The sequence below is a fragment of the Swaminathania salitolerans genome (genome assembly GCF_007988945.1).
Lineage (GTDB): Bacteria > Pseudomonadota > Alphaproteobacteria > Acetobacterales > Acetobacteraceae > Swaminathania > Swaminathania salitolerans.
Genome location: NZ_BJVC01000001.1, coordinates 336,527 through 355,089, shown reverse-complemented (window position 1 = coordinate 355,089; position 18,563 = coordinate 336,527). Strand labels below are relative to the sequence as shown.

Here is an 18,563-nt window from a genome sequence, read left to right as displayed (position 1 = left end):
ATGACCGAACCGCGCAAAGGCGCGCTTCCCGCCTCCGCCGACATGCCGGTCTGGTCGATCGTCCGGGGTCGTGACGGAGCATCGCTGACCCTTTCGGGCCGCTGGATAGGACGGGAAACGGCCCTTCCGCGCTTCACGGCGCAGGATCTCACGGCGAACGCGTCCCGCGAGACAGCTCGAACGCCTGCCCCGGGCGGACGCGGTGACATCGCCCCCTCCTCGCCCGCAATCCAGCGCCTCGCCTGCGATCTCTCGGGGGTTTCGGCCTGGGATACAGGCCTGATCGCCTTTCTCTGGGATGTGCGTCAGGCCTGCACAGAGGCCGGGATACGCTTCGATTCCGAACCGCTTCCCTCACCCGTACAGCGATTGCTCGGCCTCCTGCCCGAAAACGCCCGTCCCGCGCAGGGCGCATCGCGCAGGAAGGGACGTCCTGCCTTTCTGGAACGTATCGGCGGCGGCTTCATCGCCATGCTGGCCGAGACCGGGGCGATTGCGGCGCTGGCGCGACAGACGATGCAGGCCAGCCTGCGCATCCTGTCCCGTCGCTCGGGTATGCGGCGCAGCGATCTCCTGAACGACTTCGCCAGTGCCGGGCCATCGGCACTGCTCATTGTCGGTGTGGTCAATTTCCTGATCGGCGCCATCCTCGCTTTCGTCGGCGCCGTGCAGCTCCAGAAATTCGCGGCCGGAATCTATGTGGCGAGTCTGGTCGGCATCGCCTCCGTGCGCGAGATGGCCGCCGTGATGACGGCCATCATCATGGCCGGTCGTACGGGCGGCGCCTATGCCGCGCGCATCTCGACCATGCAGGGAAACGAGGAAATCGACGCCTTGCGCGTCTTCGGCATCCCGATCTCCTCCTATCTGGTTCTGCCTGCCGTGCTCTCGCTCGTGATCACGATGCCCCTTCTCTATCTGTATGGCTGCCTGATCGGTATGCTGGGCGGGTATGTGGTGGCCATATCCATGCTCGACATCACGAGCCTGGGTTATTTCCATCAGACCGTGATCGCTTTCGGTCCGGGTCAGTTCGTGTTCGGCCTCGTCAAGAGCATCGTGTTCGGTGCCTTCATAGGCCTGACAAGCTGTCGCATCGGGATGAAGGCCGGTCGTTCGGCAGCCGATGTCGGCATTGCCGCCACCCGCGCCGTGGTGATCGGCATCGTAGGTGTCATCGCCCTCGATGCCGTGTTCGCTGTCATCGCCAACAGCGTGGGGATCTGAGTCATGCAGGACCGCTCTTCGCCATCGACCCTGCATGACCCGCACGCGACGGAGACAGGCCCGGGCGGGCCGGTCCTGACCATGAAGGACGTGACCCTCGCCTTCGGGCCGAAAATCATCCAGTCGCATATCGATCTCTCGGTCCGGCGTGGCAGTATCTTCGCGGTCATGGGTGGTTCGGGCTGCGGCAAATCGACCCTGCTCAAGAGCATGATCGGCCTTCTTCGCCCGAGCTGCGGCACGTTTATGCTGGATGGCGAGGATTACTGGGCAGGAAACGACAGACGCCGCACTGAGCTCAATCACCGCTTCGGCGTTCTGTTCCAGAACGGGGCATTATGGAGCTCCATGACGCTCGGCGAAAATGTCGCCCTGCCGCTCCAGATGTTCACCGCACTGGATTCCGCCTCCATAAGGCAGATGGTCTCCCTCAAGCTCGCGCTTGTGGGGCTTCTCGATGCGATCGATCTGATGCCCTCGGAAATAAGCGGCGGCATGCGCAAGCGGGCCGGACTGGCGCGCGCACTCGCGCTCGATCCCGATATTCTCTTCTTCGACGAACCCTCAGCAGGGCTCGACCCGATCACCTCCGCGCGTCTGGACGACCTCATCCTCAATCTGCGCGACGGGCTGGGTGCGACGATCGTGATCGTCAGCCACGAACTGCCGAGTTTGTTCCGGATCGCCGATGACGGCATCTTTCTCGATGCGGTGAGCAAACGTCCGATCGCGCACGGATCGCCGAAGCAGCTCCGCGATCGCTGCACTGACCCGCAGGTCCATGCCTTCATGAACAGACAACGCAACGAGAAAGACAGCAGACCATGAACCGGCAAGCACTCGTCGGCGCCTTCGTCCTCGGAGGTGTCGCCCTTCTCGTCAGCGCCTTCGTCCTGTTCGGGAGTTTCAACCCCTTCTCCCATACGGACCGGGCCGTGCTGGTATTCAGAGGGGCCACCAACGGTCTGTCCGTCGGAGCGCCGGTCAGTTTCCGGGGCGTACAGGTCGGCGCGGTGGATCGTATCGCCATCGATTACGACCCGAAGACGCGCGAAGCGTTCATTCCTGTCTATATCACGCTCAGACGCGACGACATTCTCGTTGCGGGGCGCAAGAACGGCCATCTTCCCAGCCTCAGGGAGCTGGTCGATCACGGCCTGCGGGGCGAGATGAATCTGAAGAGCTTCGTAACCGGCACCTCGCAGATCGATCTCGATATCGCACCGGAGACACCGGCCGTCTTTCATCCGGAGATCGCGTCCGAAACCGAGATCCCGACCCGGCAATCCTCGATACAGGCCATCACGAACACGCTGACCCATCTTCCCTTGCGCAAACTCAGCACAGATGCCGCCTCGACTCTCGTGACGCTGAAACATCTCGCCGAAACCCTGGACAGGAGCATTCCCGCCCTGGCGGACAGCGTGAAACAGACATCCGATCACAGCCGCGCGCTCGTCGATACCGCGCAGCTCATGATCACGGCGCTTCAGCCGCAGCTTCAGAAAACACTCACCGATATCGACCGTCTGGCCCGGAACGGATCGGGTCAGCTGACGGCGCGCGGGCACGATCTGCATCTCCTTGTCGAGAACAGCCGCCGGACGATGGAAACAGCGAACCAGGCTCTCGGCAATATCCGGGACATGACGGGCTCGCGCTCGGAAGACAGGGCCAATCTTGCCGCCACCCTGCGCGATATCGCAGCCGCCGCCTCGGCATTGCGAGGCTTCGCCAACGACGTGGAACGTAATCCGCAACTTCTTCTGACAGGACGTCGCCAATGAGATGCCGGTATCCGGGTTCCGCCCTTCTCATCGCGCTTCTCGTCGCGCCTCTCGCCGGATGCGCCGCGCCACCCGTGCAGGTCTATACGCTCTCGCCCCCGCTCGCGCAGAGTCCCGCGCCCGGACCGGCAGCCGAGACCGTCTTCGTTCCGCGTCTGATCGTGCCGGACGAATTCGACACGCAGGATATCCTCCTTCGCGACGGAAGCAGACTGATCCGCAGTCCGAACGGGCGCTGGGCCAGCCGTCTGTCGCGTACTGCAACCGATCTCGTCATCGCCCGGCTCTCACAGGACTGGCCCGCAAAATTCGTCACCGGTCACGCCCCGATGGAATCGGCAGCAACGCGCCTGAGCATCACCATCGAGCGCTTCGATCTGACAACCGACGGCAAGGCCCGGCTCGTCGCCTCCTGGACCGGGACGCCCCTGACGGAAACATCCCCGGCAAAAGCATCCCCGGCACGAACATTTCCGGCACGAACATCTCCGGCACGAACATTTCCGGCAGAAACGACGCAGCACGCCATGATCGAGGCTGAGGGACCGGTCGCACACGATTCCCAGCGTGCAGCCCTTCTGCAGACCCTGTTCACGAAGCTGGCGGACCGGATTGCCGCTCCGTCCGGCGGCTCCCGGTAACGCCCAGCCCGGTAACGCCCAGCCCGGCAACGCTCCCTCCCGGCGACCGCGTCGCGACATGGCGGCGTTTAGGGGCTGATCTCGTTCCGGGGCGGAAAGCCCCCTGTCTCTCGCTCAGAAAGCCGCCTGGAACCGGCTGCCGATCATGTCGATCCGGCGCCCTCTGGTGTTGACGCTTCCCGCCGTTTCGGACCGGGTCGCCTCGATATGGTTATACTGAAGCTGGATCCTGTAATGGCGGCTCGGATACCAGTCGAGCCCGCCCGACCATACCGTCTGTACGCCGCCCCGTACGCCGCCGGTTGCCGATGCGGGCAGGCTCCCCCGCAAATGGCTGTTGAAATCCATCACGCTGTATCGCCCCACCAGTTCGAGCGCCCCCCAGTGATTGTGCCACAGATCGAATTCCTCGTTCGGGGCCGGCGCGGCGAAAGCGCCATCCTTGGGGCTGTATCGCCGGGGCTTGCCCAGAAGCGTATAGCTGCCCTCGACGTAATATCCCTGAAACCCCAGATCGGGCGCCGGCCCCTTTCGGGAGGCGGACGCGTTGCGATCCACGCCGATATGATAATATTCGGCCTGGATAAGGGCGTTTTCGTATCGGAGACCGATTTCCGGGCCGATCGCCCAGACGTTTTTCACATCCGTGATGGTGCCTGTCGAAATCAGGCGCTCATTGGTCAGGCGGGTCTCGGGGCGATCGCTCAGAGACAGCACGCGCCCGCGTGCCGTCTGGTTGCGCTTGAACGACATGGTCGAGGACACGCCGATATGCAGATCGGTCGTCTTCGTGGCGATGGGGCGCCCTGTCACGCGCAGGACGCTGCCGACCTGGCTGTCGGACACCGTCGGATCGTTCGTCCGGTCGCCATAGGTCTGACCGGTGAGATAGGCCCCGAGATACCAGCGCTCGCCATGGCTGCGCCCGCCGAATGTCATGCGCGTATCGCCCGCAGCGATGAGGCGCACCACTTCGGACACCGAGGCGCGCTCCATGAACATGAAGCCGTTGGAGGATTCCGCATCGTGCATCGTTACGCGCGGCTGGTAATATCCGAGAACGAATTGCGAGTTCCTGACCCCGGCATACACCATGTTCGCCTCGTACAATCCTGCTGTACCGTCGACCGTCCGCCCCCATTCCGGCGTGAGACTCGCCATGAGGTTGCCGTAGCGCCATGTCAGGGGAAGACGAAGACGACGTGCATTCTCGTTCAGCTTGGGGAAACGTCCCGTCTGCCCGTCCGACGGGCCGGAGGAAGGAAATCCTCCGATATCGAGATGCATGACCAGACCGGCGGAGAAGGCATACAGACCGTCATCGGATGCAATTGTCGGTCGCCCTCTGGGAAAGCCGATCCGGATTCCGCCGATACTGACCGTCTCGGCGGTGCGCGTCGCGTGGCGGAAATCGGCGAGGGACATGTTGAGGCCGTGATCGGGCGGCGGATCGAGACGCACATCGTGGGCACCCCCACCACGCGCCGGCGACGACCCGCCCGGACCAGAAGCAGCACCCGGATCAGCACCCGGATCAGCACCCGGGGCAGCTTCCGATCGCGCAGAGGCGAGACGAATGGCCCCGTTCCGCCCCTCTTCATGGCTGGCATTTCCCCGGTCGGGTCCATGTGTCGGCTGTGGCGCGATAACATCCAGAGCACCTGTATCGGGAAGAGACCCGTGAGCCTCCGGATGATGTCCGACGGCTGGAGGACGACGACCGGTCGGACCGGACGGCGCATCAATGCTCTGCACTTTCGCGATCCGCGTCTCTGCCCTGTGCTCATGCTGCCCCGGGGTTCGCGCCGCCCCGGGCTTCGTCCCTTTTCCCAGCGCCAGCTTGCCCGGCGCCAGCTTTCTGGAGGCGCGCTCTCTGGCGAGTTCCTGCCGCAGAGCCGCGATCTCTCCCTGCATCTGCGCGCGCATTTCATGCATCTCGCGGCGGAGCGCCGCTATGTCATCCTCCTTCCCGGCTGCGAAGGTCTGGATCGGCATGCAGGCGCCGCAAAGAAGCAGAAGGGTCGTAAGGCAGCGCAGGCGCATAGGTCTCGATAAACTCTGAACTGAACTAAGTAAGCGGAGCTATAGAGGAGCCATTGAGACGATTGCGTGACCATTTTATGACAAAACAATAAAATTGAAATACTCTGATATGAAATGATTTGTAATAAGAAATACGATACTTCCTCTCCCATGTATAGACTACGACCGCTTCCTGTTCCCACTCCGGAAACACCACGCGCTGCTTGCAATCCTGCAGGACCCGACCCGATCCATGTTCGGTTCCGGACCCGGGTCGAACAGGATGCATGTGGGATACCCTGCTGCGAAATCCGGTCGATTTTCCGGTCAGACTGATGACGGGCGCTCTGTGTTCGACCGCCTTGCGCTTCCGGCTCATCCATCCGCTCCAGGCGCAGGAATGGGCCTCATCCGGAGGGGCCGGTTGCCTCGCACGGGAGGGGCTGCGGCGTGAGTGCAGCGAAGACGCCCGGCGATGCCGGACAGGGCGCAGACCGGCAGGAGGGGGTTATGGCGGGGGGAAAAGCGACGCGGTGTTTTCCTCAGAGATCGAGATAGGCTCTCACCGTCAGGGTCGAGGCGCCGATCGCGGCTGCATTCTCTTTCACTCCTGCCGCGAAAATCGACCCGCGAGGCCTGAGAACGCCGCGTCGTTCCTGATCGAAGACGGCAATATGCGGTCGCACCAGATCGACGAGAGCCTCGGGGATCTGCCCCCCCAGAACGACCGCATCCACATCCAGAATACCCATTGCGTTGGAAACGATCACCGAGAGGGAATCCTTCACACTGGAAACCCAGACCCTGTTGCCGCTCCAGTCGGGGTCGAAGGCACTGACCATATCCGTGACGGTAGGAAACTCCATCCCGTCGCGGGCCAGGATCCGGCGCAGAAGATCAAGATTGGGATAGGGATAGACGGGCAGATGCAACCCGGCTGCGTATTCTCCCGCATTGCCGTGAGCCCCCCGCCAGGCGCGCCCCTCGAGAATGACCCCGCCTCCCACACCCTCGGCGAGATAGAGATAGGCGAAACTTCCCGTGTCTCGCCCCTTGCCGAGCCTGGCTTCCGCGAGGGCCGCGGCCGTTCCGTCATTTTCCACCAGAACCGGCAGCGTCGTCACCGACGCAGCCCAGTCCAGCACATCGATATTCGCCCAGGATTCGAGACTGTTCGGCGTGTTGAAATGACGCCGATCCACGAACGATCCGGTCATCGCGATCCCGAGTCCTGCAACACGGGACATGATCTCCGGACGGGCGAGCGCGAGACGTTCCAGCCTGTCTTTCGTCCAGCGCGCGGCTTGTTGCGGCGTGCAGGAGCGGTGGGCGTGCATCTCCTGCAGGACGGGAACGCCATTCATATCGGTGATGGCGAGAGAAATCGTATCGGCCAGAATGGCTATACCGAGCCCGTAGGCGGTTTCCGGCACGATATGCAGGGCCCTCTGGGGTTTTCCCGGCCTGCGATCACCCATCGTCATGCCGACCCGCACGATATCGTTCTCCACGAAAGACGTCAGAATGCGAGAGACGGTTTGCTGGGGCAGATTGCTCGCATCGATGATGCGCTTTTGTGAGATGTTCTCCTTCCCCCACATGAGCCTGAGCACCGAGCGCTCCGTGCGCGATAGTCTGGGAAGGGCAAAGCCGACAGCAGTCATCAGGAGTTCCGGGCGCCGGTCGATGATTTTTTCATGACGACCGGGGAAAGGATTGCAGACTGCATTGATTTACCTGATACGGGTTAAATTTCCGATGTGAACTGGAAAGTCTAACTCAATGTCCGCAAGGTTCCCACTGACACATGATCCGGAATTCGCGGGCCGGAGGGCGCTGATCCGTCTGTCGGGAACAGCGGTGGTCGCGACCGTCGCCACGGCGGCCGCCTTTTCGCGCGGCGCTCTCGCATCTGGCGATCCATCCGGACCGGGGACGCGTCTCAGCCAGAGAAAATTCTATCCCGACGGGCGTGTCCGACCCTATCGAGGCAACACGATCATCTGCCCCCTGCCCCGGACAGGGAAGGACAGCGTTCTCTTCACGGAAATGGAGGCGTTCTCGCAATCGATGCAGCGCGGTCCCTGGGCTGCGGCCTTCGCGTTCCTGCCGCCTTCGAGCTATCACATGACCGTCTTCGAAGGATTGAGCGATGGCCTCAGAACCGAAGCGGGCTGGCCACGCGCGCTCGGGCGCGACGCATCCGCATCGTTTTGCGATCAATGGATGGCGCAAGAACTTGCGACATTTCCTTATCCTGTTCCGGCATCCCTCAGGATGATGGCCGCGCATATGGACCCGGCTCTCGATGGCAGAAAGATGCGCGTGCGGCTGTGTCCGGCCGATCGGGAGACCGAAGAAGCCCTGACACACCTCAGGGAGAAGATCGGGCGTCATCTCGGAATGTTCGATCCTGCGCGACCGCCTTATGTTTTCCACGCGACGATCGGCTATCCGATCACCCCGATGGACGAACGGACGAAGGAACGTTGCCGGGAGCGGCTTCTGGCCTGGCAGGACCGTCTTGCGCGACATATGCCCCCGATCGCACTCGGACGCCCGGCTTTCAGTGTTTTCGACGATATGAGTGCCTATCGCCCCGTGTTCGCGCTGGGCGCAAAGCGCGGATGAAACTGCCCCCAGTATCGCACAGGCGGCTAGTCCCTGTATGTCGGGGAAGACGGGGTCCATGCTGACCGGGGAAAAGGAGACGCCCGTCGCAAGAGAGAGGGTCATCATCGCGAGACCGGATTTGGCGCAGGCGAGGTAGCGGCCGTATCCTTGTGCGATACCGCCGGGACATGAGCGGCTGGCATAGGCAAAGCCAGACCAGAGCGCTGCCCCGAGGCAACCGCTGGCACCGCCGAAGAAGAACACGGCACAGCCCGACAGGATCGCGTCTCCGGACGCCAGAACGAGAGGGCGGACAAGAACCATCGCGGCGAGAATGCCGCACAGGATCGTCAGGAGACGGCGCTCCTCATGACGCGAAGCGAGCTGCGTCCAGAGCGGCTGAGCCAGAATGATACCCAGAGGATAGCAGGCCAGCAGGCACAACCCCGTCTGCGCGTCATGTTTCTGTGCGAGGAAAGGGAGTGTTCTGGCAAAGCAGGGGCCGATCCAGGCAGAAAAGAAAATCGCGACGTAGAACGGAGCCCGCGAAATGGCGGCCGCCCGGTCCCGGGATCGTGCGGTATCGCGCCCGGTCCTGCGAGAGACCGCGCTCCGGGCGAAGCGCGCGTTCGTGTCGCGCCATAGCCAGATCGCCGAACCGACAGACAGGAGCGGCGTCATGCTGAAGCAGAGGAACAGCGCGGTCCGATGAGCCCCGCGTGATCCTTCCCCCCAGCCAAGCAGAAGACCGATCGCAAGCCCGACCAGAAGCGCCGCAGCACCACTTCCGATCATGCGCAGACCGACAAGTCGATCGCCTTGCCTTTTATCGGTGAGGGGGAAAAGAGAAAGCAGCGTGTCCTGCCCCATCTCATGAAACTCGTATGAGACCCTGAAAACCATCGTTCCCAGAAACGCCAGCGAAAGCGAATGAGCGGGCGGCACGAAACGGGACGAAAGCAGCAGATAGAGACCCAGACTGCCTCCGAACGCCCCGAGCATCTGGAGTTTCGAGGACATGACCGGCGCGTTGAGGCGCGCACGCAGACCTGCGCCCAGTGTCATGTCCAGAATGGCTGAAGCGAGAAAGCCCGATGCCAGAACGAAGGCCGCGTCGCGTGGCGAAACGGAAAGCGAGCGTATCAGAAAGAACGTGAAGAGAAACTCGCTCTGATACCAGAAAAGGCTCTTCCCGAAATGCGCGAGTGCATAGGACCGGTTCAGGCGTCCGCTCCAGACCTCATACCGCTCTGCCGGAGAAGCAGGATCAGCCATGTGCTTCCTTGTCGCCCAGGCGATTATCCGGGCGATTATCCGGGCGCAGGCGCCGGGATCGGGCGAATGACGGGAGACGGTTCGGGTTCATCGGATCCTGGCTTCTTCTAGACACAGGCTTCGCAAAGCGGAAACGCGATTGCACCTGTCTCGAAATATTCACAACAATAAAACCCGTAACAGGTTAATTGGAGGCTCTCTGCAATCGGGTGGTATGTCCAATGGCCTGTTCGTGTTCTGCTCGCCTTTCCCTTTCGTTGGTTTCCGCAATCGCGCTGGCGGCTTTGCCGCCCCCTGCCGCCGCAGAAACCGATATCTCTACCCGGAATAACCGGCCGTCCGCTGCGACAGAGCGACATGACGGGAAGGTGCCGGCAGCCCGACATCCGAAGCATCAATATATCGATGTCAGAGGCGTATCGTCCTCGCAGCGCAGGCAGATCAGGCAGAAGGTGGACGCAACGGTGATCGTGGATTCCCTGACCCGGGATGAGATACTGCGCCAGCCCGCCCTGACGGCGGTGGACGCCGCACGCAGGATTCCCGGCGTGTCCGTCGATTACAACAACAACAGCGGACGCGGTCGCGGTGCCGCCCGGAATATCGCCATCCGGGGATTTGCCGCGGATTACAACCTGATTACGGTGGATGGATTGCAGATCGCCTCGATCGATCCCGGTTCGCTGAACAGCGGCACACTCAAACGCAGCTTCAATCTGGCAATGATACCGTCGAGCCTGATGGCGCGCATGGATGTGAGGAAAACCTGGACGGCGGAATGGGACCCGCAGGCGCTGGGAGGTCAGGCCGACGTGATCACGCATTCGGCATTCGCGACGCGAAAGACAACCTATGTCGATATAATCTCCTATGGGGGTTACGATACGACCTCGGGCACGTCTTCAAGTGACGCGGCGCCATCCGTTCGATCGAGTGCCATCATATCGCACCGGATCGGAACCGGAGAAACCCGGCTGGGTCTGACGGTCGCCGGCGCTTATCAGGAGACCCACTCCGCCAATACGGGGCTCTCGGTCGGGTTACCGTCCAAATCGGATCCGGTTTCGGTCGGGTGGACATATTACGGGTCGAACGGGAAGGCCGTCGCGGGGCCGGGGCCGGGAGCCTCAGCAGCGGTACCGACGCGGCTGGACAGCTATTCATTCGACGATCACACCATGCGGGCCAGCGTATTCGGAAAAATCGAACTGAGGCACGGCAAAGCGCTGAGGAGTACCGTTGCGGGCGGCTACTATACCAGTCAGGAAATTGAGACCCGGAACGAGCTTCTCATGACCCGCACGCCGAACAGCGCCATTGCAGGCACGGGCGCTTTCGGCACGGGTGCCCCCCTCAACGTCACGGGGACAAGCGGATACTATCCCGTCGCGGATGCAGAGGTGGGACTGCAATATCAGCCCATCCGGGCGTTCACCAGATTTCTGCTCTGGAAAAACAGTTACGAGTTCGCTCCTCATGCGCGTTTGTCTCTGGATCTGAGCGGGTCCCAGGCCTCAGCCGACGAGTATCAGAACCGGATCAAATATGCTGCGGGCGTGAGAGTGTCGAACTCGGGCTCCACCTCCACGATTTCCTCCCCGAATATCGGTTTTTCCTACGATACGTCGCGTTTCGTGCCGAGCGCGTCACTGACCGATCCTGCGATTTTCGCGAAGGATGGCAAGATCATCGGGGATTACTGGATCACGCAAAACATGCAGGAGCAGCAGAGATTGCTGTCCATCCTCCCGCGGTTCGAATGGAACGCCTCGTCGCATGATTACGGATTTCGCCTGCGATCCGGAATGCAGTTCACACAGACCAACACATCTTACACACCGCGATATAACAGCTTCGCACCCAGAAAACCGGGAGAGTTCAGCCTGTCGGACGTCCTCCTCCAGAACGATGCAAGGTCAGATCATTTCGGTCATATCCCCTTCCCCATGATCGACCGGAATGCGGCAGATGCGGTCCGTTATGCCAATCCATCGAGATTCTCGACAATCGATCAGTCAGCAAAAAATTTCGGCAATGTTTTTGCTCTGAGCGAGCGGAGTTTGGCCGGATATGTTTCGGGAGGTTACAGATCGGCTGTCGCGGAAGTGATGCTGGGGCTGAGATACGAGACCACGACGGATCATTTCGGCAGCTACAAGCTGGTTGCACCTTCGATATACAGGCTTGTCCACGACCGCGCCGCGTTCCGCAAACCGTTGCCCTATATCGTGTCCCTCTACCGGATCACGCCGGATCTGAGCGCGCATGTCGCCTATAGCAGAACGATCGGTCGGCCGGATTATTCGGCATTCGTGCCGCAATACTCGATTGGAACACCCAACGGGGGGCAGATCAACATTACCACGGGAAATCCTGACATAAAACCGCGTCTCGCCCACAACATCGATGCAGCTCTGGACCTTTCACTGCTTGGCGGCAACGCGCTGCTGAGCGTTCAGTACTTTCACAAGATCCTCAGCAATCAGTTTTACAACCTCGCCTATAGCGCGCCTTATGTCTATGACGGAGTGACATATACCGGAAACTTCACCCAGGTGCGAAATGGCGGCTCCGCGTCGGTCGATGGGGTGGAGCTCAATATCATGGCCCTGAAGCTCCCCGTGCTCCCCAGCCGTCTGGGGATCGTCGGCCTCACGACGAATCTCACTTATATGGCGACACGGTACACGATCCTGGATTCCAGAGAGCGTCGCCGTTCCCTGCCCAATCTGCCAGGTCAGCCCGACTACATCGTGAATGTCGCTCTCAGCTACCAGATCCGGCAGCTCGATCTCGCCGTGCTGTTCTACAGGCAGGGAAAGAGCCTTTACAGGAACGGTGCAGTTCCCTGGATGGACATGTATGTGCTCCCGCAAAACAAGCTGGACGTGAATGTGCGCTATGCGATTACCCCACGGATCCAGGCATTGGTGCAAGGGGCGAATTTGACTCAGGCATCCTATCGCACCGCATTAGGGCCGCGACAAAACCTCGCCGGCGATCATTACCGGGTCGGAACACGGGTATGGGGCGGTATGCGTGTCACATTCTGACGGCCCGAACCGCAGCGGTGCCGCTCGTGCTCGAGCGCATTCGAACGATGCGATACCTCGACCGCCAGACGATGATCATCGGTCTGGCGGGAACAGGAGACTTTGCGCGGATTGATGCGTCGATCCCCAGAAAACATCGCGCGTCATGATAACCGGCCTCGCCTTGCAGGATTCCGGTGAGAGCTTCGTTTACGATGCGCCACGGACTTCCGCGCGATGAAAGCAACAGACGTTTTCTACCTCCCCGGTCCTTCCTGTGTTCCCGGGCGCAATCACGGGGAAAATGCTGTCGCCAAACAGGAGATTTTCCCTTGCAAGCCCGCCAATCGAACCGTCAACGTCGGATCCTGTGAGGTTCTGCAAGCAACCGTGAAAACGCCTCCCGGGACCTTGCGGGATAGGTCTCCCAATGCAGGCGAGTTTGGCCCAACGGCACGCATCGCATCGACCTCGTCACGTTCGTCATCGGAGGCATTGCTGCCAGATGAGAACATACTTGCTCTCTGGACGTCTGGCAGGCTTATGACGGAATGTCCTAGACGCGATTCCGGATCAGGGACTGTGTCAGCCTCGTTGGAAAATATGAAGAAGCCTGTCTACGTCGTTAATGCGAATACGACGGTAACCCTGCATCGATATAATCGAAGAGCGGTTCAGGGTCGCGAATGCTCTCGTTACCGTTTCCCGACTCAAGCCGAGATAGGTGGATATATCCCGTTGCGACATCGGAAGTATTATCGGACTTTCGTGCCTTATCGGCGCACTCCCTTCCCAGCGGCGACTTGCGAGGAATTTTGCGAGCCGCTGAGTCGCGGTGAAAGTGGCCAGACAGGCCACATGGTCGATCATATGATTGAGGCGATTACTCATACTGGACATGATATAGTTTCGCATCGAGCTGCTCGCTTGCATCATCGAACGCATGATATGGGAAGGAATGATATAGGCGTCAGTTGCGCTCAGGAACTCCACACTGAATGTCTTGTAAGACAACTCGGCATATCCGATCAACGAACCTGGACCAGAAAAATCCAGTATTACGTCCGAACCGTTCTCGGAATACTGAATAATCTTCTGACTACCCGATAAGACGTATAACAGAATCTTATTGTCTTCGAAATTGAAACTTATCTTATCCCCCGCGTTCTTTCTGACGAGAGTACTGTGTTCCGTGATAACCTTTATAACTCCCGGATCTACTTGTCCGTCCGAAAACAATTCGGAATCATGTCTCATCTATCTTCTTCCCCACAGAAAATACCAACAACATGCGCCTCAGTGCCGTCAAGAGACTTCAGATTGCACAATCTAACTCGACCGATGTATCGCATCTGAAACGCCATAATTGATACGCAATCCAACATTCTGTCGAATACCAGTTCAACGACTAGATTTATAATTTTACGACGGTAGATATGAACGTGGTTTTCCCAGCTTTTTTATACTTTCCATCCCAAGTAAATGAATTCGTTTGCTCTGTCTGTTTTCGCGAACACCGGAGAACCAGACAAGGATAACACGACCGCTCTTTTTCTCGCCGCCCCAGATCTGCGTCACCGGGGACATTTTGTCAGCATGGTGGAGATCCACTCAATACTTCGATAATTATCTCGCACGGCTTCGACTTCTCGAAGGGAACATCCAAAGGCAACGACGCGTTCCCATTCGTCCAGCGGTATGGGCCCTGCTCCAGGCAATGCCACCCCCGCAGATTGTCACGGAAATGACGGTCGACCGGGCAAGAGAGGGAACCATCCGACACGACAATGCGACCGATAAGAGCACCCAACATTCGCCTGTCATCAACAAAAGGAGCAACGCAGTCGCACGGCCTCGCGGCGTGAGAGATGAGAGAAACCTGTATCTCCACGCCCGGTATGTCGAATACCATCATATTACCGTCAATTTTTTTTGCTGATACCTCTCTCCCTGTCGAGAGTCTCAGATGGAGGAAATCATTGGTGAGCGTCCATTCCTTCGAACCGACGACAAACTTCGGAAAAATAGTTCTATAGATTTTCTCGACTACAACACGATCATCGCATAGCTGAATTGGACTTACCCCGTCACAAGACGCCGTACCCTCCCATGAATCAAACATTCCACGGTTACCAGTATCGAGATAAGTCTCCGTATACAGCCCATTTGCAGAGATGACCTCATGTTCCGACGTTTGGAAATGATAATATCTGTAGTCAGTAATCTCGTCGCAATATGATATCGTTATGTTATTTACCAGCATTCTTACCGGTATGAGACGTCCTTCTACGAAAACGCAGTGTTCGGCAGTCACGAACAGGTCTTTGAAGGGCCTGTCCGCGCCAAATGCATTCCGCCGGACAACAACAGGCATCCCTGACAAGTCTTTCGGCAGCCCTGGCCTGAAGCGAGAATGTCCATGGCCGATCCAGTTTATACGGGAAACACTGGTCGCACTGTTTTTGTATGTACGAACGAAATCCCCCACTCTGAGATCCTCAACCGGTAACCACCCCCTGACCGTGTCTATCAATGTGCCAGTCAAAAAACACGTTTCGACCTCTATTCCACCACTGCCATCGTTTGAAACCCGGAGCGTTTCCCCATTTTTCAGCGACGGGCCGGAGACGCTCATGATCTCGATCGTTCCGATGTTACCGTCAGATACGTTTTTCCATGACACCACGATCCTGCCGTCGTGGAATACCGCCTTGATGATCTCATATTGTGAAGAAGAAATATCAGGAAAATCGATCAAGACACCTGATCCGAAATTCGTGATGGTGACGTCCAGACAAACGTGACTTCTGTTTGGAACGACTCCTGAGAATGTTATCTTGTTATTTTCTCCAGATATATCTATATTTGACAAACTCGCGTCGGGACCCATCAGATCCAGGGTGTTCCCACCTTCGAGGACGACTGTCGGCGCGATCGATATACCATCGCCGATCAGCATGGAAACACCGCTCTCCAAAATGATGTCTCCGCCTCCGCTACAATCCGCGCCTATTATATAAGCTCCTGTTCCGGACAGTATGAACTTCCCGTCGATTTCGCTCGTCCCCTGAATATTCAGAGAACTCCCTCTCGCCTGCAGTGCTATTGAGCCTCCGGCACTGCTTATCACTATATGCGAGGCGATATCGAAAATGCCAGAACACTCAAATATCAATCCGCCGCCTGAAAAGGATAGTCGCCCCAGTTGTCCCTCGGATGTTGTAAGCCCTTCAGTAATCGTAAGGGATGCCTGTAACTGCAGATCTCCTCCTGAAATACATAGCTGTTTCAGATCCGCATTATCCTCGATCCGCACGACCCCGCCTGACAGCACCAGCGAACTGCCCGTTCCTCCATCCGCTGTGATGTCGAGCTGACCGGACGCGACTATGATCTCGGAGTTGTTTATCGAGGATACTGTCGTATCACCTTCGTTTCCGGAAAGAAGTCGCAATATAGAGAAGGAAGATCCGATGATGTTATTGCGGCTGGTCGATATGTCTATCGTTGCTATATCCCCGGAGGTAACCTCGATCATCCCGGAACCGGTTACCGCGATATTGCCAAGGCTATTGATCTCGAGCGCCTCCAGAGTTCCACCGCTGATCGTCACCTCCCCAGTGAACTGCAGGTTTGCAATATCTGCGACGCCTCCTGTCTGTACGTATTTGTTGATGATCACAGCCTGGCTGTTGCCGGAGCTGTCAGGCACCTCCTCGACACTACCGCCTGCGATTGAGAGTGTATCGAGCTGATCCGCAGCATTCAGCGTCAAACTACCATCTTTCACAGATATTTCCGGATGAACGATGGAATTTGGAGCGAGAACTATCTCCCCGTAACGATTCTCCAATGTTATACACGCGGAGACAGATCCTGTATTGATAGTCACGCCTTCCTTGGACACATCCAGTATCCCACGGCCATTCGAGTCGCCCCCTATCTGGATATTTCCGTTCAGAGTGAAGCTACTTGTGACCTCGATGGCTCCGCCCGAATTCGCATCAGGACTACTTGTTCCCGTGAAGTCTACAGACTTACCTCCAATCCCTGCCGTATAAAGTGGGTTGAAACCGACTGCGACATTGCCAATATCGACGTTTCCGCCAATATCCAGCGTAGATGTCGACCAGGTGGTGCCATTGAACGTGTCGCCACAGACGACAAGCTGTCCTGCCCCCGTGAAACCGGCGGTGGTGAGGTCGATATCACAGGACGCGAACACGTTCGTGTCTTTTTCAAGTGTGAGGAGCGCGTCTAGAATGATTTTGTTATCATTGAAGCCGACTATATAATTACCCGAAATACTACTAGGCTGACGTACGAGGAGACTGGATCCGGAATCCAGTATCATCATACCGTCGGTTCCGACCGATACAGCGCCTCCATCCAGATATACGGTCGAGTGATCGAGCGTCTGACAGTTGAAGGACCTGGCCGAAGCAGCCCCGTTACAGTAAGATATTTTTTCGACGTATTTACGCATCCAGGGATCCAGGCTCCCGGTGTCCGCCGCCTCCCCCCCAAAATTGTAACGCGCGCCTTTTCCTATGTAAAAATCGCCTTGAACACTGAATGCTCTGTCTATTGTCAGGGATCCGGCAGAGATTTTTACGTTAATGAATCCTTCTGCATAGGCAATCTGTCCGCTGATCTCTACAGCGCCACCGTCCACTGGAGCGATTTCGAGACTCGGATCTTCGCCCGGGGAAACAGGCGCTGCTATCAGTACGGGGACCGAGACAATGCTACTACCTGTGAAATTTATATCACAATAATGCAGAAAAGGGAGAAAGTCGAAAGATGTGTCATTATCTATGGAAGTGCCTAATGTGCTGTTTATCTGATCCCAAGCTTGACCTTGGGCGTGCCAACTTCCAAATCCCCACGATATACCCCAATACATCGTATTGATGCCACCAGTATAACCGTCTACCTGAGCATTCAGGGCGTCGATATCAATATTACCTTGAATCTCCACCGTTAGTGCGCCTGCGCCGATTTTCCATTCCAGCGCGCCTGACCATGTCATCGTCCCAACCGACATCGCAGCAAACGACTGAAATTCCTCGGTTCCAAGGAGGCCTTCGAGACTCGCCTGTTTCGATAGGTCTGTTTGAACGACATCAAGAGCGTCGTCGTCACTCCGGATATTGCTATTCATGGATCTAGAACTTCCCAGCTCTTCACATCATGTCGCCGCCGATATTCGACGATCAGATATGATCTATATTCAAATAATTAAAACCAAGTAATTGCTTGAGTATCCGCAAATCATCTCTACTTCCACTCAAATGGGTTTGAAAAACAGCACTAAAATATATTTGAGAGATTTATCCTTGTTTCTTCGATATTTTTTTCTGCGCAGGCACACCTTTTGCAATATAAAGTAACGTAATGTAACATTTTGCCGGGTTCAGCCGCCAGAACCCGACGCTTATCCGCGCCTTGCGGGTGATGAAGGTCACATTTCCCCGGGCGTTGAGAACCCCTTGCACAGAACGATCGGTATTAGCCGCGGGACAAGCAGCCTACGCCTTTGGGACACGATCATTGTCGCGAATTGCAGCAGGCTCTGCTGGCGGGATGATCCATAGGTATCTTCGTTCGCATGAAAAACCGGCTCGATGGCAGGCAGGCGGAATCGTCAGCGCATCATCAGCGGCACGACCGATCTGGATTGGATCTTCGGAGAGAAGAAGTCGCCAGGTCATCCATTCGGGGGGCGCATATGAGGCGTGAACAGGTCGTCGCTTCTGACACCTGTCGAAAGAAATCCACGGTCCGGCTTCATGAGGATGCCTGCCCAGGTGACCATCTTTCAGGCACTGCCGCCCTCGTGGACCGTTCTTCCGCTACGGGCTGGTTTTCGGCTCGCTGCGGCTGCACATACCAATCTGTCCGGAACCGAATTTCCGATGAGAGAAAGCTGTTTCTGCGTTACAGGCTGGATTTTTGCGCGAATC

At 58.0% G+C, this 18,563-nt stretch carries 11 protein-coding genes; 7 read left to right on the top strand and 4 right to left on the bottom strand.

The features are described from left to right. The 4 genes from SSA02_RS01460 (at position 1) to SSA02_RS01445 (ending at position 3,655) form a co-directional block, all read left to right on the top strand. The gene (locus SSA02_RS01460) at positions 1-1,227 is read left to right on the top strand and encodes an MlaE family ABC transporter permease (protein ID WP_246103548.1); all 1,227 of its coding nucleotides are present in this window, start codon (positions 1-3) and stop codon (positions 1,225-1,227) included. Between the two features lie 81 nt (positions 1,228-1,308). After that, positions 1,309-2,055, top strand: coding sequence for an ABC transporter ATP-binding protein (locus tag SSA02_RS01455; protein ID WP_246103601.1), 747 nt, complete (start codon positions 1,309-1,311; stop codon positions 2,053-2,055). After that, complete coding sequence (locus SSA02_RS01450; RefSeq protein WP_147092146.1) at positions 2,052-3,014, top strand: MlaD family protein; 963 nt, start codon at positions 2,052-2,054, stop codon at positions 3,012-3,014. The genes SSA02_RS01455 and SSA02_RS01450 overlap by 4 nt, the downstream gene beginning before the upstream one ends. Then, positions 3,011-3,655, top strand: coding sequence for a PqiC family protein (locus SSA02_RS01445; protein WP_147092145.1), 645 nt, complete (start codon positions 3,011-3,013; stop codon positions 3,653-3,655). The genes SSA02_RS01450 and SSA02_RS01445 overlap by 4 nt, the downstream gene beginning before the upstream one ends. Before the next feature lie 114 nt (positions 3,656-3,769). On the opposite strand, the gene SSA02_RS01440 is transcribed toward SSA02_RS01445, so the two are convergent. Together SSA02_RS01440 and SSA02_RS01435 are read right to left on the bottom strand one after the other, a co-directional pair. Continuing rightward, on the bottom strand, positions 3,770-5,698 hold the full coding sequence (locus tag SSA02_RS01440) for an OprO/OprP family phosphate-selective porin (RefSeq protein ID WP_147092144.1): 1,929 nt from the start codon (positions 5,696-5,698) through the stop codon (positions 3,770-3,772). Positions 5,699-6,219: 521 nt separating this feature from the next. Continuing rightward, entirely contained in the window at positions 6,220-7,341 is a 1,122-nt protein-coding gene (locus SSA02_RS01435; RefSeq protein WP_147092143.1) for an ROK family transcriptional regulator, read from the bottom strand. 118 nt (positions 7,342-7,459) lie between these two features. Here SSA02_RS01435 and SSA02_RS13025 point away from each other — a divergent pair, with 118 nt between their 5' ends. The 3 genes from SSA02_RS13025 to SSA02_RS01425 all read left to right on the top strand — a co-directional run bounded on the left by SSA02_RS13025 (position 7,460) and on the right by SSA02_RS01425 (position 12,618). Next, positions 7,460-8,308, top strand: coding sequence for a DUF1868 domain-containing protein (locus SSA02_RS13025; RefSeq protein WP_147092142.1), 849 nt, complete (start codon positions 7,460-7,462; stop codon positions 8,306-8,308). A gap of 532 nt (positions 8,309-8,840) precedes the next feature. Continuing rightward, the gene (locus SSA02_RS13020) at positions 8,841-9,002 is read left to right on the top strand and encodes a hypothetical protein (RefSeq protein WP_186807624.1); all 162 of its coding nucleotides are present in this window, start codon (positions 8,841-8,843) and stop codon (positions 9,000-9,002) included. 931 nt (positions 9,003-9,933) lie between these two features. After that, a complete protein-coding gene (locus SSA02_RS01425; RefSeq protein WP_186807623.1) occupies positions 9,934-12,618 on the top strand; it encodes a TonB-dependent receptor in 2,685 nt (894 codons plus the stop codon). Positions 12,619-13,182: 564 nt separating this feature from the next. Here SSA02_RS01425 and SSA02_RS01420 read toward each other — a convergent pair. Continuing rightward, positions 13,183-13,854, bottom strand: a complete 672-nt coding sequence (locus SSA02_RS01420; RefSeq protein WP_147092140.1) for a Crp/Fnr family transcriptional regulator — start codon at positions 13,852-13,854, stop codon at positions 13,183-13,185. Positions 13,855-14,188: 334 nt separating this feature from the next. Beyond that, positions 14,189-17,761, bottom strand: a complete 3,573-nt coding sequence (locus SSA02_RS01415) for a Hint domain-containing protein (protein WP_147092139.1) — start codon at positions 17,759-17,761, stop codon at positions 14,189-14,191. Between the last annotated feature and the right edge of the window lie 802 nt (positions 17,762-18,563).